This is a genomic window from Streptococcus tangpeifui (genome assembly GCF_044503215.1).
GTDB classification, from domain to species: domain Bacteria; phylum Bacillota; class Bacilli; order Lactobacillales; family Streptococcaceae; genus Streptococcus; species Streptococcus tangpeifui.
Genome location: NZ_CP172427.1, coordinates 1,633,940 through 1,655,115, shown reverse-complemented (window position 1 = coordinate 1,655,115; position 21,176 = coordinate 1,633,940). Strand labels below are relative to the sequence as shown.

The window sequence follows — 21,176 nt, the reverse complement described above, 5'->3', positions numbered from 1 at the left end:
TTAGCTACATTATAGCATGCTTTGTCTGAAAAATTAAGGGCTGGGGCGACTTTTCAACATGCTTTTTGAAATTATGCTATAATGAAGGCAATCTACATTTTAGGAGAAAGAATTTAATGGAAGACCCGAGCAGTCAGCATTTGCTTTTTCAATTGCTTTTACTTGTTGTCCTCACATCGTTGAATGCCTTTTTTGCAGCATCCGAGATGTCCATGGTATCACTCAATCGGGCACGTGTGGAACAAAAGGCAGAAGAGGGCGATAAAAAATATATCCGTCTGGTCAAGGTACTGGACAAGCCCAATAATTTTCTATCAACCATTCAGGTGGGTATCACCTTTATCTCACTCTTGCAGGGGGCTAGTTTATCCGCTTCTCTGGGTAAGGTGATTGCAGGCTGGTTTGGCAATTCTGCTGCTGCCCAGACAGCAGGTAGTATCATTTCGCTGATTTTCTTGACCTATATTGCTATCGTTTTAGGGGAACTCTATCCCAAGCGCATTGCCATGAACCTCAAGGATAATCTGGCCATCTATTCTGCCCCTGTTATTGTGGGACTAGGCAAGATTGTCAGCCCCTTCGTCTGGTTCTTGTCAGCCTCGACTAATCTGCTCAGTCGGATCACACCGATGACTTTTGATGATGCGGATGAGAAGATGACGCGTGACGAGATTGAGTACATGCTGACCAATAGTGAGGAGACTCTTGATCAGGAAGAAATCGAAATGCTGCAAGGGGTATTCTCGCTGGATGAACTGATGGCGCGTGAGGTTATGGTTCACCGGACCGATGCCTTCATGGTTGATATCAACGATGATCCTCAGGAAATTATCAAGGAAATCCTAAAGAAAAGCTATTCACGAATTCCTGTTTATGATGATGACAAGGATAAGGTTCTCGGTTTGATTCATACCAAGAAACTGCTGGAAGTGGGCTTTAATAACGGATTTGAGACCATTAATCTGCGCCGTATTTTACAGGAGCCCCTCTTTGTACCGGAGACCATCTTTGTGGACGATCTGCTTAAAGAATTGCGTCGGACGCAAAATCAGATGGCGATTCTGCTGGATGAATACGGCGGTGTGGCTGGTCTAGTGACATTGGAAGATCTCTTGGAAGAGATTGTCGGAGAAATTGATGATGAAACCGACCAAGCTGAGGTTGAGGTTCGTGAGATTGCCCCTGATACCTATATTGTCCTCGGTACCATGACCCTCAATGATTTCAACGAATACTTTGAAACCGAATTGGAAAGTGATGATGTGGATACTATTGCCGGCTACTATCTGACTGGTGTCGGCAATATTCCATCACAAGAAGAAAAAGAAAGCTTCCATGTGGACAGCGGTCAACGTCACCTAGAAATCATCAATGATAAGGTCAAGGAAGGCCGAGTCACCAAGGTTAAGGTGCTTGTCAGTCCGCTCGAAGAAGCAGACGACGTGAAAGAATAAAATAGGACTCGTAGTCGCTGGCTGCGAGTTTTTAGTGATAAGGATGAGGCTGGACAAAAACTTGTCCAGTATTCCTGTTTTGGAATAAATTCTTGGTACAGGAGTTGGGAGCAAGGCTTGTTAGCTAGACCAAGAAGTTTTACCCCTATACAATTATTAGGTGCTTTAGCACCAGTGCCCCGCTGCTGGCTGGTTTTTTCTCAAAGAGTCTCCCAGACTGTTTGATCTATCACAGGGGGATAAGGACTTCCAATCAACCACTGTGTCAATTGTTTATTACTGTACAAAAGAATCAAGCTTAGGACTTTTGTCCCAAGCTCTGTTTCTAACCTCAAAAGGCCCTCCAGACCTCTTGAGCTGTGCGGGAGTGGGTTAAAAAGGTCTGGGAGACCTTTTTAATCGGGAAATGAAGCTGGCAAAGCAAGTGTCAAAAACGGTCTGGGGAGAGACTGTTTCAGGTCACACCTTAAAATCAAGACATGGTAAGAATAAAAATTTTTAATTTTTTGGTTGATCCCACACCCAAATAATGAAAATCATTTTCATAGTTTTGGTGCTTGAATTACCCCCGCAAATCAGATAGAATAAAATAGCTAAAAGGAGCTGTCTGGACTTTGCCGCCTTGTCTATTTTTGAGTATTACTTAGTAGGGCGTGAAGACGGATGGTTACTGACAGTGTTTAACGGCTTAGTATTTTTGTAATTGAACACGGACTAAAAGCCTAGTGAAAAAGATGAAGGTCTTGAAAATCAGGATTTTACATCCCTTCCCTATTTTCATACGGCTTTTGTAACGCCCTTTGTATCGTATGTAATTGAACACGGGCTAAAAGCCCTTTGTATTTTATTTTTAGGAGCATAATGTTGATAGTTTTAGCAGGCACAATTGGTGCTGGTAAGAGTTCGTTGGCGGCATCTTTGGGGGAACACTTGGGGACGCAAGTGTTCTATGAAGCAGTTGATAATAATCCTGTTTTGGATCTCTATTATCAGGACCCTAAGAAGTATGCTTTTTTATTGCAAATATTCTTTTTGAATAAACGCTTCCAGTCCATCAAGGAAGCCTACAAGGCTGATAATAATATCCTGGATCGCTCGATTTTTGAGGATGAACTTTTCTTGACCCTCAATTACAAGAATGGTAATGTCACTAAGACAGAGCTGGATATTTACAAGGAGCTCTTGGCTAATATGCTGGAAGAATTAGAAGGCATGCCTAAGAAGAGTCCTGATTTGCTGGTCTACATTGATGTTTCCTTTGATAAGATGTTGGAACGGATTAGCAAGCGGGGACGCAGCTTCGAACAGATTTCTGACAATCCTGAACTCTATGAATACTATCAGCAGGTTCACGGAGAATATCCAGATTGGTATGAAAATTACAGTATTTCTCCCAAGATCCGCATCGATGGTGACAAGCTGGACTTTGTCAAGAATCCAGAAGATTTGCAGACTGTCTTCGATATGGTTGATCAGGAATTGAAAAAATTGAATCTGCTCTAAGCTTTTTCTCAAGCACCTTAGTCCTATTGGGTTAGGGTGCTTTTATGGACACAATGCTAGATTTTTAAAGGGAAAAACGCTATAATGAAATTACCGTAAAAACGGTTACAAATGTTTTCACTAAGGGACTTCCTCTAGTCCTTTCTGATAGAAAAGAGCTTATTATGGCAGATGAAATAGATTACCGGCAAGTGACCGGCATGATTCACTCGACTGAGAGTTTCGGGACTGTTGATGGCCCCGGTGTGCGTTTTGTTGTTTTTATGCAGGGCTGTAAGATGCGTTGCCAATACTGCCACAACCCTGACACTTGGGAGATGGAGACCAATCGTTCTACCGTACGGACGGTAGATGATGTCCTTAATGAGGCTCTCCGTTATAAAGGCTATTGGGGCAACAACGGCGGTATTACAGTGTCTGGCGGTGAAGCCATGCTGCAGATTGATTTTGTGACGGCCCTTTTCACCGAAGCCCAAAAATTAGGTATCCACTGTACCCTTGATACCTGTGGTTTTGCCTATCGGCCAACGCCTGAGTATCATAAAATCGTAGATAAGCTTTTGGCCGTGACAGATCTAGTGCTTCTCGATATTAAAGAGATTGACCCTAAGCAGCACATTGTTGTAACCCGCCAGCCCAATAAGAATATCCTGCTCTTTGCCCAATACTTGTCTGATAAACAGGTACCTGTTTGGATTCGCCATGTCTTGGTACCGGGTCTGACCGATTTTGATCAGGATTTGATTGACTTAGGAAAATTCGTTGAGACCTTGAATAATGTGGATAAATTTGAAATCCTACCTTATCATACTCTAGGTGAATTCAAATGGCATGAGTTGGGCATTCCTTATACTTTGGAAGGGGTTAAGCCACCGACCAAGGAGAGGGTACAAAATGCTAAGGAACTCATGCATACCGAGACTTATCGGGATTATATGAAACGAACCAAGCGTGTCCAGGCTTAAAAGAGTCTGACAGTAGAAGAAAAATATCTAGGAGGCCGAGCAAGACATCCATGATGGCTCCGCCCTCACCCACAGAATAATGAAAACGGACACACAGCCCTCACTAGGTGTATAATCTTAGTGAGGGCTTTGTGGTTGACGAGTTAATGATTCTAGTAATCGAGGGCAAAACTGATCCACTCTACTGACGAGCACCCCAAAATATGCGATAAGCATGAGTATAAAAATACGACTAAAATTCGGTAGATAAGCTCTCTTATTTTAGGAAGGAGGGAATTGTCATGGATGTTCTCTATCAATCTTGTGCAGGTATTGATGTCCATCAAGCCAATATTGTTGTTTGTATTTTACATGGGTCACTCACCTCAACTCGTCCAAAGCGTGAGATGGCAACTTTTGATACAACAACTAAAGGCCTACGTGCTTGCCACGATTTTCTTAGACAATTTCATGTGGAAGCCGTTGGTCTGGAAAGCACCGGTGTTTATTGGCGACCTGTCTGGCATGCTCTATGTGATGACTTCGAGTTGATACTCGCTCAACCAGCTCACATGAAGGCCATTCCGGGTCAGAAAACCGATAAGAAAGATGCTCACTGGATTGCTAAATTAACACGGATTGGTCTGCTTCCTCGGAGTTTCGTTCCCGATGAAACCATCCAAGAATTGAGAGAGTTGACCAGACAACGAAAACATTATGTGGAAAGCCGTAATCGTGAAACCAATCGTATTCATAAAATTCTTCAGTCAGGCGGCATTAAGATAACGACGTATATCGAAGATATTATGGGTGCTTCTGGTCGTCATCTCCTTCAACTATTGATTGATAAGACGCCTATTACTCCTCGCATTGTCCATCAATCAGTTTATACCACCTTGAAGAAGAAAGTGCCACAACTTCTGGAAGCCTTGGATGGTTATTTCTCTGACCATCATTGCTTTATGTTAAAGCAGTCCTTGGAGATTTATGATTTTTATCAGAAGCAGATTGAGTTGTTGGAAGAGCGAATCAATAGCTATCTATCACAATACGAGAAACAAGTAGAAGTTTTGGATTCTATTCCTGGTATCGATGTGATTACAGCTTCTGTCATCATTTCTGAGGTTGGTGTTGACATGAGCCAGTTTCCAACTGCTGGACATTTAGCCTCTTGGGCAGGACTTTGTCCTGGTAATAATGAGAGTGCTGGCAAGAAACGCAGTACCAAGATTCGACATGGTAATTCCTATTTGAAAAAATGCTTATGTCAAGCCGCTTTTGCCGCTAGGAATCAAAAAGGAAGTCCCTTAGTGGAACGATTTTATCAGATTCAAAATCGGCGTGGTCCACAGAAAGCAACAATTGCCCTAGCACATCAATTATTAAAAATAGCCTATATCCTCTTAAAAGGACAGATGACTTATTCTGAATTTTTAGCACAGAAAAAGACTACTAGGGACGAGCTAGTAGTCTAAATATAATTTTTTTCGCTTTGATTATATCATAGGGAGGGAATTTTTGCATTCTTTGTAGTTTTCGTATAAAAACTTGTCCAGTATTTTTGTTTTGGAATAAACTCTTACTCTTGCACAGTTCATTAGAGAGTGGAACAGAAGTCAATTTATATAAAAAATTGACTTCTGTTCCACTCCAATCAACTATTGCGTCAAACTGTTATTACTGCACAAATAGAAGGTTGGAATACCTTTTACCAGCCTCGATAAACCGCTGCTGAGCGTCTTTCCTTTTACCACAAGGTCAAAGTATAAGCCTAAACGAATGTGATGGCCATCGTTTATCTTATTTCTAAGCTCAACAGGTCTGGAAGACCTGTTGAGCTGTGCAAAGGTGGGGTAAAAGGCTTGGGAGACCTTTTAATCGGGAAATGAAGCTTACAAAGCAAGTGTCAAAAACGGTCTGGGGAGAGAGCGTTTCAGGTCACCGCTTTAAAATCAGGACGTGGTGAGACCCAAAATTTTCAACTTTTAGGTTCTTTCCCACTCCCTTTTTGATATAATAAGAAGGTCTGTGTAAATAGACAACATGCAATGAGTAACTTTCCGATGAAGGGTGAGAAGAAGTCACCAATTCAAAGTGATTTCCTTTATCAGTTCCAAAACTCAGGTGGATATGGGGAATGATCGATCTCCAGATTAGTTTATATCCAGTCCTGCGGAAAAGAACTCAATATGTTACGAAAGGCTGATGATTGAATAATGCAAGCGTTAGAAAAAAAATTACAGGAAGACTTTGGGATTGTTTTTAAGGATAGCTCCCTTTTGGAAACTGCGTTTACCCACACCTCTTATGCCAATGAGCATCGCCTCCTAAACATTTCACATAATGAACGTCTGGAGTTTTTAGGAGACGCCGTTCTGCAACTTTTGATTTCGCGCTACCTATTTGCGAAATTTCCTAAGAAACCAGAAGGCGACCTGTCAAAGATGCGTTCGATGATTGTGCGCGAGGAAAGTTTAGCTGGATTTTCTAAGGACTGCGGTTTTGAGTCTTTTATCAAATTGGGCAAGGGTGAGGAAAAATCTGGCGGTCGTGACCGCGAAACCATCCTAGGTGATCTTTTTGAAGCGTTTTTGGGGGCCTTGGATTTAGACCAAGGGATCGGCGTTGTTGAAAAATTTCTCAACCAAGTTATGATTCCTAAGGTGGAAGCTGGCGACTATGAGCGAGTTAAAGACTATAAGACAGCTCTCCAAGAGAAATTGCAGGTCAATGGCCCTGTCCAAATTAGTTACAGGGTCATCAATGAAACGGGACCGGCCCACAATAAGAAATTTGAAGTGGTTGTATCTGCTGATGGTCAAGACCTCAGTCAAGGGCAAGGAAAATCCAAAAAGTTGGCCGAACAAGCGGCTGCTAAGACAGCTCTTGACCAGCTAGGACGAGGTTAATATGTTTCTAAAAGAGATTGAAATGCAGGGATTCAAGTCGTTTGCGGACAAGACTCGCATTGAATTTGACTCTGGCGTAACAGCAGTTGTTGGACCCAATGGTTCAGGAAAATCGAATATTACTGAGAGCTTGCGCTGGGCTTTGGGAGAATCTTCAGCGAAGAGCTTGCGCGGTGGTAAGATGCCCGATGTCATCTTTGCCGGAACCCAGGATCGCAGTCCCTTAAATTTTGCTCAGGTGACAGTGGTTCTGGATAATGCTGATCACTTTATCAAAGACAGCGGCGATGAGATTCGTGTTGAGCGGCATATCTACCGCAATGGGGACAGCGACTATCTGATTGATGGTAAGAAAGTGCGCCTGCGGGACATCCACGACCTTTTTATGGATACTGGTTTGGGGCGAGATTCCTTCTCCATTATTTCCCAAGGGCGTGTTGAAGCCATCTTTAATAGCCGACCAGAGGACAGACGAGCGATTTTTGAGGAGGCGGCAGGTGTCCTCAAGTATAAAACGCGTAAGAAAGAGACCCAGAGCAAACTGGATAAAACTCAGGATAACCTCGACCGTTTGGAAGACATTATCTACGAATTGGAAGGCCAAATTAAGCCACTGGAAAAGCAAGCGGCGACTGCCAAGCAATTCTTGGTTTTGGACGAAAAGCGCAAGTCCCTCAATCTTAACATCCTGATTGAAGATATTAAGACTTATCGGTCTGACTTGGATGAGCGCAATCAGCAGATTGCAGCGGCTAAGAATGATTTAAAGGATTACTATAGCCAGCGTAATCGCTTGGAGATGGAGAATCAAAGGCTTAAGGAACGCCGCCAAAATCTATCGCAAACCATGGATGCTCAGCAGTCAGAATTGCTAGAAGTGACTCGTTTGATTGCAGATCACCAGCGGAAAATCGAAGTCATTTCTCTTGAATCCAGTCAGAAAGCTGAGAAGAAAGCTGATGCCCAAGGACGATTAGCGGATTTGGAAAGCCAAAAACAGGCTCTGGAACAGACTCTGGCAGATAAGCAGGCCCAGCAGACTCAGCTCGCTGAAAAGTTAGCGGATTTAAGACAAGAAATTGCTAAGTTGGAAAAGGAGCAGTCCCGCTTTTCGACTAATCCTGACCAAATTATTGAGGACTTGCGAGAAGAATTTGTCGGTCTCATGCAAAAAGAAGCCGACCTCTCTAACCGTTTGACGGTTCTTCAAGCTGATATTGAGCAAGAAAAAGCAGCTCAAGCCGAACAGTCTGCCGAACGCCAACAGGCTGAGAAAGACTTAGCGCAGGCTAAGGAGGTGGCTCAGACAGCCCTAGCAGAATTCCAAACAGCGAAGGACAGGGTCAAGGAGCTTTTGGAAGCCTATCAAGCCCAGGCTAAGGCATTGAGTCAAACTGACAGTAGCTATCGTCAGGAACAGACCCAAATGTTCGCTCTTTTGGATCAGATCAAGGAAAAAGAAGCCCGCCAGCGTAGCCTAGAAGCTATTCAGAAGAACCACTCTAATTTCTTTGCTGGAGTCAAGGCAGTCCTCCAAGAAGCTGCTCGTTTGGGTGGGATAATTGGGGCAGTCTCTGAGCATCTGACCTTTGAACAGGATTACCAGACGGCTCTGGAAATTGCCTTAGGCGGCAGCAGTCAAAATATTATCGTAGAAGATGAAGCGGCAGCCAAGCGAGGGATTGCCTTCCTGCGGCAGAATCGTTCAGGTAGAGCGACTTTCCTACCCTTAACAACGATTAAACCGCGTCAGATAGCCGCCCATAATCTGACTAAGATTGAAGCGGCTCCTGGTTTCCTAGGTCTAGCCAGCGATTTGGTAAGCTACGATCCTAAGCTGACTAATATTTTTCAAAACCTACTGGGTGTGACAGCCATTTTTGATAGCATTGATCATGCCAATCAAGCAGCCCGCGAAGTCCGCTATCAGGTCCGCATGGTGACTTTGGACGGCACAGAATTGCGCCCGGGCGGTTCCTTTTCAGGTGGAGCTAATCGTAGCCGTAACACGACTTTTATTAAGCCGGAATTGGATAGCTTAACGGCTGAAATTTCAGACTTGAAGGAAAAGCTGACTCAACAAGAAGCTGCTGTAGCCAATCTCAAAAGAGCTAAGACCCACGGGGAAGAAGAACTGACCGGTCTTAAGGAAGCGGGTGAAGCGGCCCGTTTGGCTGAGCAGAAGGCAGAACTGGCCTACCAAAGTCAAGCCAGGCATCTGGCCGATTTGAAGCAATTGCTTGCTGGTTTTTCAGCAACCGATACAGAGGATACCGCCACATCCTTGTTGGAAGAGAAGGCTAAGGTTGAGTCTGGCCTTCTTGATATTCAAAATCAAAAGGCTCATATTCAAGAACAGCTGGACCAAATCAAGGATGATAAAGATACTATCACGGCTCAAGTGGCTAAGCTTAATGAAGATCTATCTCAAGCCCGCTTGAGCGAGCGTGACCTGTCTGGTGAAGAACGCTTTACCAAAAATGAGTGCAACCGTCTCAATTTGGAATTGGCTGACTTGGAAAGGGAAATTTCTAATCTGACTCAGCTGCTCTCCAGCCAAACTGGCGATCTCTCACAAGAGGAACTGCCTAAGTTGGCTCAGCAGCTGGAAGAAGCAGAAGCCAAGAAGTCTGACTTGGAAACTAGCCTCATTCGCCTTCGTTTTGAAATAGAGGACTGTGATGGCCAGCTGGAAGATATTGAAGAACAAGTTCAGGCGGCTGGTAAACGCAATGAAGAATTAATTCGTCGGCAAGCTCATCTGGAAGCTGAAATTGGAAACCTGTCAGATAAGCTGCGTGGATTTGCCCGCCAGTTAACCGAAGATTATCAGATGAGCTTTGAACAAGCTAAGGAGCAGGCTCAAGCAGTAGAAGATTTACCGGCTGCTCGCCAGAACTTGACTCAGCTTAATCGGCAGATTAAGGCCTTGGGTCCAATCAATCTGGACGCTATTGAGCAGTATGATGAGGTCAATAGCCGTCTGGAATTTCTCAACAGCCAACGTTCCGACTTGGTAGAGGCCAAGAACCTCTTGCTTGAAACTATTAACGATATGGATGATGAGGTCAAATCGCGTTTTAAGACGACCTTCGAGGCCATTCGGGAAAGTTTCAAAGAGACTTTTGTCCAGATGTTTGGCGGAGGTTCTGCTGACCTGATTCTGACCGAGGGTGACCTTCTAACAGCTGGAGTAGAAATTTCAGTTCAACCGCCTGGTAAGAAAATTCAGTCCCTCAATCTTATGTCAGGTGGGGAAAAGGCGCTTTCAGCCTTAGCTCTGCTCTTTTCCATTATCCGAGTTAAAACCATTCCTTTTGTCATTCTGGATGAAGTTGAAGCGGCTTTGGATGAGGCTAATGTCAAACGCTTTGGGGATTACCTCAATCGCTTTGATAAGGCTAGCCAGTTTATCGTGGTTACCCACCGGAAGGGAACTATGGCAGCAGCCGACAGTATCTACGGGGTTACCATGCAAGAATCTGGTGTCTCAAAAATCGTCTCTGTTAAACTCAAAGATGCTCAGAAAATGGTGGAAACGTAAAAGAGTCTGTAACAGACAGTTCTGCACTCCTATCCATAAGCTGACAAAAAGTCCGATAGTAAACATAAAAACGAACAAGGTTAGATTCCTAATAATGGAAGTGCTAATGTTGTTCGTTTTTTTGATTTTCTGGATTAAGAAACATGGATGCCAAGTCTTTTCCAAGTAAAAGCCTTGCTGTCTTGACGCATTATTAAAACTTACTCGGAGCCCCAAAAACTGCCAGCATTGTGAAATGAAAACCTTCTGGGAAAAATGCAAAGCTCAGATTAGAACAGTCAGCCTATTGTTGGGAGCATAGCCTGGATAGGTTGATCATTCTTTCAAATGAACCTTTTGAAAGAATGACGGGACTGTGTGCTTCTTGATTGTGATATAAACTAAATGATCGAACATTGTGTACAGATGCGAAAAAATTTCAAGATCCAAACAATTAATAATCGGAGAGATACCGAACTGTAAGAAAGTATATCTTCTTTACTGTTAAGAATAAATAGAGACTGAGATAGTTTTATCTCAGCCTCTATTTAAGGAATAGTCTTACTATAATAATTGTTCAATGTCGCTGGCAATAGTTTCAGGCTCTGTCTTCGGAGCATAGCGATTGATAACCTGACCTTCGCGGTCGATTAAGAACTTAGTGAAGTTCCATTCGATAGGCTCTCCGACTAAACCACGTTTTTGCTCTTTAAGCCAGCGATAGAGAGGATCAGCTTCCTTGCCGTTGACCTTGATCTTAGCAAAGCGCGGGAATGTCGTTTGGTAGTTGAGACTGCAAAATTGATTGATTTCTTCTGCACTGCCAGGTGCCTGACCAGCAAATTGGTTGCAAGGAAAATCTAGAATTTCAAACCCTTGACCTTGGTAACGATCATAGAGAGCCTGAAGTCCATCATATTGGGGTGTAAAGCCACAGCCTGTTGCCGTATTAACAATTAAGAGAACCTTATCTTTATAATCGCTCAAAGAAATGGATTGTCCGTCTTGTCCGGAAACGGTAAAATCATAAATGGTCATGGTTTTCCCTCCTCATTAAGTTTTTCTTTAGTGTAACAGAAAAAAAGAAATTTGTCTCTATAAATAAATGAGTTTATGCGAAGAAACCCGAACGTCAGGGCTTTTCTTTTGAAAAAATCTTTAGTTTTAAGGTTAAAAGTGATATGATAGGGAAGAATTGTGAGAAGCTAAATAAACTGATGCTTCTATCCCGATAAAGCTACAGTGCTTGGGACATTTAGATAATGGAGGAAGAAGATGACCATTAAAAAATTAGAGGCCAGCAGTGATCAGACCATTGTCACTGAAGAGGTTCAGATTTTAAAGGGGATTCTCGATGATACGACGCGCCAGATGATCGGTGATGAGGTCTTCGCTAAGATTCAAATCTTGATTGATTTATCTAGCAAGGAAAAATACGGCAAATTAGAACAGGCCATTCACACTATTTCTAATGATGATATGGTCGTGATTGCCCGGTATTTCTCAATTTTGCCTTTGCTGATTAATATTTCAGAAGATGTTGACTTGGCTTATGAGGTTAATCACCAAAATAATACGGACCAAGATTATCTGGGTAAAATTTCGACCACCATTGATTTGGTAGCTGAGAAGGACAATGCTCAAGACATTCTGCAGCACGTCAATGTAGTTCCAGTCTTGACGGCCCATCCGACACAGGTACAGCGCAAAACTATGTTGGAACTCAACACGAAGATTCATGACCTCCTGCGCAAGCACCGCGATGTCAAAAGAGGCTTGATCAATAAAGACAAATGGTATGCTGATCTGCGCCGCTACATTGAAATCATGATGCAGACCGACATTATTCGAGAGCAAAAGCTCAAGGTCACCAATGAAATCACCAATGTTATGGAGTATTACAACAGCTCCCTGATTAAGGCTATCACTAATCTTTCGACTGAGTATCAACGCTTGGCGGCTGAGCGAGGCATTAAACTGGATAATCCTAAGCCTATTACCATGGGGATGTGGATCGGGGGCGACCGCGATGGGAATCCTTATGTGACTGCTGAAACACTCCGGATTTCAGCTACGGTTCAGAGCGAGGTTATTCTCAACTACTATATTGAAAAACTCAACGATCTGTACCGTTCGTTCTCCCTGTCCACTCACCTAATCAAAACCTCTGAAGCAGTTGAACGTTTGGCTGCTCTGTCCAATGATACCTCCATCTATCGAGAGCATGAACCTTACCGAAAAGCCTTCAATTATATCCAATCCAAGGTGATTCAAACCCTCTTGAATTTACAGGATCGTGCTGATCACAATCAGGAGCGTAAGCAGGCTAAATTTGCCGGTCCAAGCAGTAGCATCATAGCTAGCTATGTCCCAAATAAAGCTTCTCAGGCTGTATCTGATCTGGAAGATGAGCAACCGGATTATTATCAGACGGCTCAAGAACTTAAAGAGGACTTGCTGGCTATTAAGGAATCCCTTATTGGCAATGGTGATCAAGCTCTTTTGTCTGGTGATTTTGAGGAACTTTTGCAGGCTGTAGAAGTTTTTGGTTTCTACCTAGCTAGTATTGATATGCGGCAGGATTCCAGTGTTCAGGAGGCTTGTGTGGCAGAGCTGCTCAAGTCAGCTAATATTGTTGCCGACTACAGCAGCCTCTCCGAGGAAGAAAAGTGTCAGGTTCTGCTCAAAGAATTATTGGAAGACCCTCGAACCTTGTCTTCGACCCATGCGCCTAAGTCTGAGCTCCTGCAAAAGGAATTGGCTATCTACCAAACAGCGCGTGAGATGAAAGACCTGTTGGGTGAAGATGTTATCAAACAGCATATTATCTCGCATACCGAATCGGTCTCCGACATGTTTGAGTTGGCTATCATGCTCAAGGAAGTCGGCCTGATTGATAAGGAATCTGCCCGAGTACAAATTGTTCCTCTCTTCGAAACCATCGAAGATCTGGACAATTCTACAGGCATCATGGAAGACTATCTGAGCTACGATATTGTCAAGAAATGGGTGGCTTCCAAGAACAATTATCAAGAAATCATGCTGGGCTACTCTGACTCCAATAAAGATGGCGGCTATCTAGCTTCTGGCTGGACCCTCTATAAGGCACAGAATGCTCTGACTAAATTAGGTGACGATCACGGTATCAAGATTACCTTCTTCCATGGCCGTGGAGGAACGGTTGGCCGTGGAGGTGGCCCATCTTACGAGGCTATTACCTCACAGCCTTTTGGCTCAATCAAGGACCGAATTCGTTTGACCGAGCAAGGTGAAGTGATTGGCTTTAAGTATGGCAACAAGGACGCTGCCTACTACAATCTGGAAATGCTGGTATCGGCCGCTGTCAATCGGATGGTCACTCGGATGTTGGCTGATCCTAATGAGATTGAAGGCTTCCGAGCTGATATGGACGCTATCGTAGCTGACTCTAATGTCATCTATCGCGATTTAGTTTTTGGGAACCCGCACTTCTATGATTATTTCTTTGAAGCCAGTCCGATTAAAGAGGTCTCCAGCCTTAATCTGGGCTCTCGTCCAGCTGCCCGCAAGACCATCACGGAAATTTCTGGTCTTCGAGCAATTCCATGGGTCTTCTCGTGGTCACAAAACCGGATAATGTTCCCAGGTTGGTACGGAGTCGGTTCCGCCTTCAAGCACTTCATAGATGCGGACGAAGGTAACCTTGCTAAGTTGCAGCACATGTATAAAACATGGCCCTTCTTTAATTCTCTCCTGTCCAACGTTGATATGGTGCTGTCCAAATCCAACATGAATATCGCCTTTCAGTACGCTAAATTAGCAGAACAAGAGGAAGTACGAGATGTCTTCAATGTTATCTTAGACGAATGGCAGTTGACGAAAAACGTTATTCTGGCCATTGAAGGAGAAGAGGACTTCCTAGCGGAAAATCCAGCCCTCAAATCCAGCTTGGATTACCGTCTGCCTTACTTCAATGTCCTCAATTACATCCAAATCGAATTGATTAAACGTCTGCGCCACGAAGGCTTAGATGAAGATACTGTTAAATTGATTCATATCACCATCAATGGTATTGCCACAGGTCTGCGTAACTCAGGCTGATGAAGGTAAACAGGTTGGCTCACCTAACTACTTTGTGAATAAAATCAAGAGAGCTTGACTGAGTTCAGGCTCTTTTTGTACCTGCTGAAGAGGTCCAGCGGGCACTTTGCAATGCAGTCGGAAGACCGAACCGCAAGTCTCCGTCTTTAATTTTACTCTCAAACATGGTATACTTTTAAACGTATGATTTGTTAAGTATTGGAGCATTCATGAAAATAGATAAAAAGCACTTGTTGAATTATTCCATATTAATTCCTTATTTGGTGCTATCTGTGCTTGGCTTGATTGTGGTTTATTCCACGACCAGTGTCTCTCTGATTAAGTTCGGTCTGAATCCTTTTAGTTCGGTTCTTAACCAAGGAGCTTTTTGGCTGGTCAGTCTTTTTGCCATCACTTTTATATATAGATTAAAACTAAACTTTTTAAAAAATAAGCATGTCCTAACAGCCGCTCTCTTAGTTGAAGTGGTCCTCTTAGTTGTCGCTAAGTTCTTCTCGGAAGAGATCAACGGAGCTAACGGCTGGATTTCTTTAGGCCCTATCACCTTCCAGCCTGCCGAGTATCTCAAACTCATCATGGTTTGGCTCTTGGCTTTTACCTTTTCCAGACGACAGACAGATATCGAGACCTACGATTATCAGGCCCTTACGAGACGGCGCTGGTATCCTCGCAGCCTAGATGACCTCAAGGATTGGCGGGTCTATTCTGCCATTATGGTTGGTTTAGTTGTCATCCAGCCTGACTTGGGGAACGCCTCTATCATTGTTTTATCCGGTGTTATTATGTTTGCGCTCAGTGGGGTTGGTTATCGCTGGTACACCGCCTTGATGGGACTAATCGTAGCGGTATCCGGTATCTTTCTTAGTATTATCGGTGTCGTTGGTGTTAAGACCATGTCTAAGGTGCCAGTCTTTGGTTATGTCGCTAAGCGTTTTGCCGCTTTCTTTAATCCTTTTAAAGATCTGGCTGATTCTGGTTTACAGCTGGCCCATTCCTATTATGCCATGTCTAATGGCGGTTGGTTTGGCCGAGGATTGGGCAATTCTATTGAGAAGAATGGCTATCTGCCTGAAGCAACGACAGACTTCGTTTTTTCTGTAGTAATCGAGGAGCTGGGACTGATTGGTGCCGGGCTTATCTTAGCATTGGTTTTCTTTCTCATTCTGCGGATTATGCTGGTTGGCATCAAGGCTAAGAATTCTTTTAATTCTATGATGGCCTTAGGTATCGGTGGTATGCTCCTGATGCAGGTCTTTGTTAATATCGGCGGCATCTCAGGCCTGATTCCTTCAACAGGGGTTACCTTTCCCTTCCTTTCTCAAGGCGGAAACAGCCTCTTGCTCTTATCGGTTGCTATCGGTATTGTTCTCAATATTGATGCCAATGAAAAACGTGAAGAAATCTACAAGGAAGCAACTGAAGAAATTCGGCGAGCTGAAACCCAAGAATTCAAGGTCATTAGTTGAAGTAGGAAGTGGGACATTGCATATGATGGTATATCATATCTATGTTCCAACTTCCTTTTATTATGGCTTCAGGTCAGTTTTCTAATAGAGAGAAACAGTCATAACTACCAGTTCAGCTGCTAACTGATAAGACTTAGAACGTCCCTTGATTTCCTGATTTTAAGTGCAACCTTCAAGAAGGAAGGAGCAGAACGAGTAGAACTATAGACATAGATATTTTTAGTTGCAACTGTAGATTAAAGATGCTATACTGCTCACGAAAACGCATTCATAAAACGCACTTAATTAAGCTAGGAGGCCATAGAAATGAAAATTACAGCCGCACTTGCTAAAGAACAAGGGCAAGATCTAAAAACAGAAGAGCTTGAACTTCGTGAACCTCGAGCTGATGAGGTATTGATTAAAATCGTTGCGACCGGTATCTGCCATACAGACGCTATTGGACGTGATTTCGGTGTCACCCCTTATCCGGTTTTACTGGGACATGAAGGATCTGGAATTGTTGAGAAGGTTGGGGACTTTGTTACTAGTGTTGAACCGGGAGACCATGTTGTGCTGTCTTTTGCCTATTGCGGTCACTGCGTCAACTGTTTAAGCGGTCATCCAGCCAACTGCATTCACTGTGGACCAATAAATTTTGGGGGACGTTTCTTGGATGGTACAACCCCTCTGACTCAGAAGGGTCAGGAAGTCTCTAATTTCTTTGGGCAATCGTCATTTGGAAGCTATTCTATTGCCAAAGAGAATAATGTTGTTAAGGTAGATAAGGAGGTTGACGTCGCTCTCTTGGGCCCGCTAGGCTGTGGCATTCAAACCGGAAGTGGTACCGTTTTGAACCGTTTAAGACCTGAATTTGGTTCTTCAATTGTGGTTTATGGAACTGGCGCGGTTGGCTTGAGTGCCATAATGGCTGCCAAACTCATTGGCTGCAAGAACATTATCGCTGTAGATATTCATGATAATCGCTTGGCGTTGGCCAAAGATCTAGGTGCAACTCACACTATTAACAGTAAAACCGAAGATATTGTTGAAAGTGTTAAAGCCATTACAGGAGATGGTGCAGAGTATGGTGTTGATACGACAGGAGTCCCTATTGTTGTCAGATCAGCCTTACGAGCCTTGATGCCTATGGGTAGTCTCGCGGTTGTTGGCTTTACGCCTGAAATGGAAATCGATATTCACAATGAAATTATGGCAGAAAGCAAGTCCTTGATTGGTGTTGTAGAAGGCGACGCTGTACCGCAAATTTTCATTCCTAGTTTAGTGGACTTCTATAAAGAAGGGCGCTTCCCATTTGATAAATTGGTTAAATTTTATGATTTTAATGAGATTAACCAAGCCTTTCTGGATTCTGCTGATGGTTCGGTCATTAAGCCTATTGTCAAAATGTCCTAGAGAGATAACGCTAACCCCTTGAGCCGCTAACCTAATTTTTCTGCTTATTTGGGTCGAAAGAAGTGCAAGGGATTTTTGAGCCTGCCATCTTATTTTTTGATAAAAAGCCTTTGACAATTATGTAAAAAGCTTGCAATTCTAAAACAATTTGTTAGAATAGTAGGGTAAAGTTAGACTGTATTGCCTACCGTCTATCTATAAAATATATTTTATTGGAGGCTTTTCCTAAATGGCAAAAGAAAAATACGATCGTAGTAAACCACACGTTAACATTGGTACTATTGGACACGTTGACCATGGTAAAACTACTTTGACAGCAGCAATCACTACTGTATTGGCACGTCGCTTGCCTTCAGCAGTGAACCAACCAAAAGATTATTCATCTATTGACGCTGCTCCAGAAGAACGTGAACGCGGTATCACAATCAACACTGCACACGTTGAGTATGAAACTGAAAAACGTCACTATGCTCACATCGACGCTCCAGGACACGCGGACTATGTTAAAAACATGATCACCGGTGCTGCCCAAATGGACGGAGCTATCCTTGTAGTAGCTTCTACAGATGGACCAATGCCACAAACTCGTGAACACATCTTGCTTTCACGCCAAGTTGGTGTTAAGAGCCTTATTGTCTTCATGAACAAGGTTGACTTGGTTGATGATGAAGAATTGCTTGAATTGGTTGAAATGGAAATCCGTGATCTTCTTTCAGAATACGATTTCCCAGGTGATGATATCCCTGTTGTTCAAGGTTCAGCTCTTAAAGCTCTTGAAGGTGATACAGCTGCCGAAGACAAGATCATGGAATTGATGGACATCGTTGATGACTACATTCCAGAACCAAAACGTGATACTGATAAGCCATTGCTTCTTCCAGTCGAAGACGTATTCTCAATCACTGGACGTGGTACTGTTGCTTCAGGACGTATCGACCGTGGTACTGTTAAAGTCAACGACGAAGTTGAAATCGTTGGTATCAAGGACGAAATCCAAAAAGCAGTTGTTACCGGAGTTGAAATGTTCCGTAAACAATTGGATGAAGGTCTTGCAGGGGATAACGTTGGTGTGCTTCTTCGTGGTATCCAACGTGATGAAATCGAACGTGGTCAAGTATTGGCTGCGCCTGGTTCAATCCATCCACATACTAAGTTCAAGGGTGAAGTTTACATCCTTTCTAAAGATGAAGGTGGACGTCACACACCATTCTTCAACAACTACCGTCCGCAGTTCTACTTCCGTACAACTGACGTAACTGGTTCAATCGAATTGCCAGCAGGTACTGAAATGGTTATGCCTGGTGATAACGTGACAATTGACGTTGAATTGATCCACCCAATCGCTGTTGAACAAGGTACTACCTTCTCTATCCGTGAAGGTGGACGTACTGTTGGTTCAGGTATCGTTTCAGAAATCGAAGCTTAAGAAATTTAAGTTCCCGTTAAAACGATTAAAAGTCAGACAATGAGAAAGCCATGGCCTCTTGGGTCCTGGCTTTTTCTATGCTATAATGGACTAAATAGTTTTGAGGAGAATCCATATATGAAGACACCTTTTGTCAGCAAAGAACAATTAGACCAGATTACAAAAAAATTCCCGACACCTTTTCACCTCTACGATGAAAAAGGTATCAGAGAAACAGCCAGAGCTGTTAATAAGGCCTTTGCCTGGAATCCTGGTTTCAAGGAATATTTTGCCGTTAAGGCGACGCCTAATCCGTCTATTTTGAAAATTCTCCAAGAAGAAGGATGTGGAGTCGACTGTGCAACTGATGTTGAAGTCATGATGGCTAAGAAGTTGGGCTTCAAAGATATCAGCTTTACTTCCAATGATACCCGTGCTGAAGAGTTTGTCTATGCCAGAGAAGTAGAAGCGATGATTAATTTAGATGCCTATGAGCATATTGCTTTTTTAGACGAAGTGGCAGGTCTTCCTGAAACAGTTTCTCTTCGTTATAATCCAGGCGGTGTTTTCTCCTTAGGGACTGATATTATGGATCATCCAGAGGACTCCAAGTTTGGTATGACCAAGGCTCAATTGTTGCAGGGCTACAAAGATCTTAGGGCTAAAGGAGTTAAGAACTTTGGACTCCATGCTTTCTTGGCTTCGAATACGGTCACCAATGATTATTATCCAACCTTAGCTGGTCAGCTCTTTGAACTGGCCTTGGAAATTAGGGAAAAAACTGGTGTAGAGCTCAGTTTTATCAATCTGTCTGGCGGTATCGGCGTTGACTATAGTCCAGCCGATAAGCAAAATGATATTGCGGTCATTGGTCAGGGAGTCCACGAGAAATTTGATCAAATTCTAGTGCCAAATGGACTGGGAGAAATCAAAATTTTCACTGAGCTTGGTCGCTTTATGCTGGCTTCCCATGGTCACTTAATCACTAAGGTTCTCCACCTCAAGGATACCTATCGCCATTATGTCGGTGTTGATGCATCAGCTGTTAATCTTCTGCGTCCTGCTATGTATGATGCCTACCACCATATTACCAACATCAGCAATCCTAACGGTAAAGTGCAAGTAGTAGATGTGACTGGCTCCCTCTGTGAAAACAATGATAAATTTGCCAAAAACTGCGAATTACCCGAGGCTAGGGTTGGTGATACTTTAGTCATTCATGATACAGGAGCCCACGGCTTCTCCATGGGCTATCAATACAATGGCCGACTTCGCTCAGCTGAAATTCTCTTACAGGAGGATGGCACAGCCAAAATGATTCGTCGAGCAGAAAGGCCAGAAGATTATTTTGCCACCCTCTATGGATTTGGGTTGGACGAGTAAAATCAATAAAGATTTTAAGGCAGTCGAGGCAGCAGTCTTGGGTGCTTTTTTGATGCGTTAAAAAATTAGTTAAGTCATAGTGGGGTATCTGCTTTGCCCGCTGAGACTCGGACTGAACAAGGCAACAATTAGTCATCGTAAGGACGAGAAGAAAACAGTCCCAGTACTTTCTCTAGCCAGTCCAAATTGGAAAGGAGAAGACCTGCCTTGTCTGTTGGGGAACATGAAACCTAGGCTATCGATGTTACTATCTGGTTTGAGTTAGTAGGGTGGAGAGGGAGCAGGAAAGAAACCAAAAATTGAAAATTTTGATTCGCTCTCCCATTCCAGTATAGTTGATCAGATTATCAACTTTGGTCTTGCGGTAAAAAGAAATGCTCATTGATGCTAAAGCCTCTAATGAACTGTGCAGGGGAGGACTTCTTGGCCTAGTCAACAAGTCTTACTCCTAACCACTGCGCCAAGAGTTTATTCCAAAAGAGGAATACTGGACGAATTTTTATCCAGTCCCTTTTGTATCAAGCGTCCAAAGCTTTTAGGTAACATTCCAGAATTGTGACCCGAAGTTTAACAAGTCAATAATATTGATTAGACGAAATCAGTGAAGGGTGCAAAAGCTCCTCGTAGAAGTTCTTTCAGTATCATTTTTAAACTAAGGAAGAGTATTCGCTTGTTGCAATCTGGCATCTGTCTAGTCAATACTACTAGCTAAACGCAGAGTTAGTAAAAACCTAGAGCATTGTTCTAATAATTTTCATAGTAGGCTTAGTAAGTGAGCTAGCGTTGTTCGTTGTTTTTATAGGGCTTTTCTGCTATAATCAGTTATGTAAAAAATTACTAGGAGTTATACAAACATGGCACTTTGGTTAGCTATTTTATTGATTGCTGTTGCCCTTATGGGTGGTGTTCTTTTGGGAGCCTATTTAGCTCGTCGTCAGTTTATGAAGGAAATTGCGGAATACCCTCGTCTGACACCTGATGCTATTCGAGAAATGATGTCTTCTATGGGACAAAAACCTAATGAAGCGAAGGTCCAACAAACCTACCGCAATATTATTAAACAGTCGAAAGCACAAGCAAGCAAGAAAAAGTAGGCGCAAGAGAGAAGGCTGGG

Annotated in this window: 13 protein-coding genes; 12 read left to right on the top strand and 1 reads right to left on the bottom strand. The window is 43.2% G+C overall.

Annotated features, from left to right (window positions below; genetic code table 11):
* Nucleotides 1-116: 116 nt before the first annotated feature.
* The 6 genes from ACFSN5_RS07545 (at nt 117) to smc (ending at nt 10,354) form a co-directional block, all read left to right on the top strand.
* Nucleotides 117-1,454 (top strand): hemolysin family protein, encoded by a 1,338-nt coding sequence (locus ACFSN5_RS07545; RefSeq protein WP_004226540.1) that lies wholly within the window; start codon nt 117-119, stop codon nt 1,452-1,454.
* A gap of 861 nt (nt 1,455-2,315) precedes the next feature.
* Nucleotides 2,316-2,957 (top strand): deoxynucleoside kinase, encoded by a 642-nt coding sequence (locus ACFSN5_RS07540; RefSeq protein ID WP_004228304.1) that lies wholly within the window; start codon nt 2,316-2,318, stop codon nt 2,955-2,957.
* Between the two features lie 161 nt (nt 2,958-3,118).
* Complete coding sequence (gene pflA, locus ACFSN5_RS07535; RefSeq protein WP_206222669.1) at nt 3,119-3,922, top strand: pyruvate formate-lyase-activating protein; 804 nt, start codon at nt 3,119-3,121, stop codon at nt 3,920-3,922.
* A 281-nt stretch (nt 3,923-4,203) separates the two neighbouring features.
* A complete protein-coding gene (locus ACFSN5_RS07530) occupies nt 4,204-5,376 on the top strand; it encodes an IS110 family transposase (protein WP_398600534.1) in 1,173 nt (390 codons plus the stop codon).
* Nucleotides 5,377-6,117: 741 nt separating this feature from the next.
* Nucleotides 6,118-6,810, top strand: a complete 693-nt coding sequence (gene rnc, locus ACFSN5_RS07525) for a ribonuclease III (RefSeq protein WP_277423771.1) — start codon at nt 6,118-6,120, stop codon at nt 6,808-6,810.
* A 1-nt stretch (nt 6,811) separates the two neighbouring features.
* Nucleotides 6,812-10,354 carry a chromosome segregation protein SMC gene (gene smc / locus ACFSN5_RS07520; protein ID WP_165329501.1) on the top strand — a complete coding sequence of 1,181 codons (3,543 nt, stop codon included), beginning with the start codon at nt 6,812-6,814 and terminating at the stop codon, nt 10,352-10,354.
* Nucleotides 10,355-10,897: 543 nt separating this feature from the next.
* Here smc and ACFSN5_RS07515 read toward each other — a convergent pair.
* A complete protein-coding gene (locus ACFSN5_RS07515; RefSeq protein ID WP_165209943.1) occupies nt 10,898-11,371 on the bottom strand; it encodes a glutathione peroxidase in 474 nt (157 codons plus the stop codon).
* 237 nt (nt 11,372-11,608) lie between these two features.
* Here ACFSN5_RS07515 and ppc point away from each other — a divergent pair, with 237 nt between their 5' ends.
* The 6 genes from ppc (at nt 11,609) to ACFSN5_RS07485 (ending at nt 21,156) form a co-directional block, all read left to right on the top strand.
* Nucleotides 11,609-14,413, top strand: a complete 2,805-nt coding sequence (ppc, locus tag ACFSN5_RS07510; RefSeq protein WP_165329500.1) for a phosphoenolpyruvate carboxylase — start codon at nt 11,609-11,611, stop codon at nt 14,411-14,413.
* A gap of 209 nt (nt 14,414-14,622) precedes the next feature.
* Complete coding sequence (ftsW, locus tag ACFSN5_RS07505; protein WP_165329499.1) at nt 14,623-15,879, top strand: cell division peptidoglycan polymerase FtsW; 1,257 nt, start codon at nt 14,623-14,625, stop codon at nt 15,877-15,879.
* A 306-nt stretch (nt 15,880-16,185) separates the two neighbouring features.
* Entirely contained in the window at nt 16,186-17,274 is a 1,089-nt protein-coding gene (locus ACFSN5_RS07500) for an NAD(P)-dependent alcohol dehydrogenase (RefSeq protein ID WP_165209952.1), read from the top strand.
* Between the two features lie 229 nt (nt 17,275-17,503).
* On the top strand, nt 17,504-18,700 hold the full coding sequence (tuf, locus tag ACFSN5_RS07495; RefSeq protein ID WP_165209955.1) for an elongation factor Tu: 1,197 nt from the start codon (nt 17,504-17,506) through the stop codon (nt 18,698-18,700).
* A 117-nt stretch (nt 18,701-18,817) separates the two neighbouring features.
* Nucleotides 18,818-20,062 (top strand): diaminopimelate decarboxylase, encoded by a 1,245-nt coding sequence (locus ACFSN5_RS07490; protein WP_165329498.1) that lies wholly within the window; start codon nt 18,818-18,820, stop codon nt 20,060-20,062.
* 854 nt (nt 20,063-20,916) lie between these two features.
* Complete coding sequence (locus tag ACFSN5_RS07485; protein WP_165209961.1) at nt 20,917-21,156, top strand: YneF family protein; 240 nt, start codon at nt 20,917-20,919, stop codon at nt 21,154-21,156.
* Nucleotides 21,157-21,176: the final 20 nt, after the last annotated feature.

Bases quoted from the DNA above. Each gene is read 5' to 3' on its own strand.
- ACFSN5_RS07545 (WP_004226540.1), top strand. From the start codon at position 117: ATGGAAGACCCGAGCAGTCAGCATTTGCTTTTTCAATTGCTTTTACTT.
- ACFSN5_RS07540 (WP_004228304.1), top strand. From the start codon at position 2,316: ATGTTGATAGTTTTAGCAGGCACAATTGGTGCTGGTAAGAGTTCGTTG.
- ACFSN5_RS07530 (WP_398600534.1), top strand. From the start codon at position 4,204: ATGGATGTTCTCTATCAATCTTGTGCAGGTATTGATGTCCATCAAGCC.
- rnc (WP_277423771.1), top strand. From the start codon at position 6,118: ATGCAAGCGTTAGAAAAAAAATTACAGGAAGACTTTGGGATTGTTTTT.
- smc (WP_165329501.1), top strand. From the start codon at position 6,812: ATGTTTCTAAAAGAGATTGAAATGCAGGGATTCAAGTCGTTTGCGGAC.
- ACFSN5_RS07515 (WP_165209943.1), bottom strand. From the start codon at position 11,371: ATGACCATTTATGATTTTACCGTTTCCGGACAAGACGGACAATCCATT.
- ppc (WP_165329500.1), top strand. From the start codon at position 11,609: ATGACCATTAAAAAATTAGAGGCCAGCAGTGATCAGACCATTGTCACT.
- ftsW (WP_165329499.1), top strand. From the start codon at position 14,623: ATGAAAATAGATAAAAAGCACTTGTTGAATTATTCCATATTAATTCCT.
- ACFSN5_RS07500 (WP_165209952.1), top strand. From the start codon at position 16,186: ATGAAAATTACAGCCGCACTTGCTAAAGAACAAGGGCAAGATCTAAAA.
- tuf (WP_165209955.1), top strand. From the start codon at position 17,504: ATGGCAAAAGAAAAATACGATCGTAGTAAACCACACGTTAACATTGGT.
- ACFSN5_RS07490 (WP_165329498.1), top strand. From the start codon at position 18,818: ATGAAGACACCTTTTGTCAGCAAAGAACAATTAGACCAGATTACAAAA.
- ACFSN5_RS07485 (WP_165209961.1), top strand. From the start codon at position 20,917: ATGGCACTTTGGTTAGCTATTTTATTGATTGCTGTTGCCCTTATGGGT.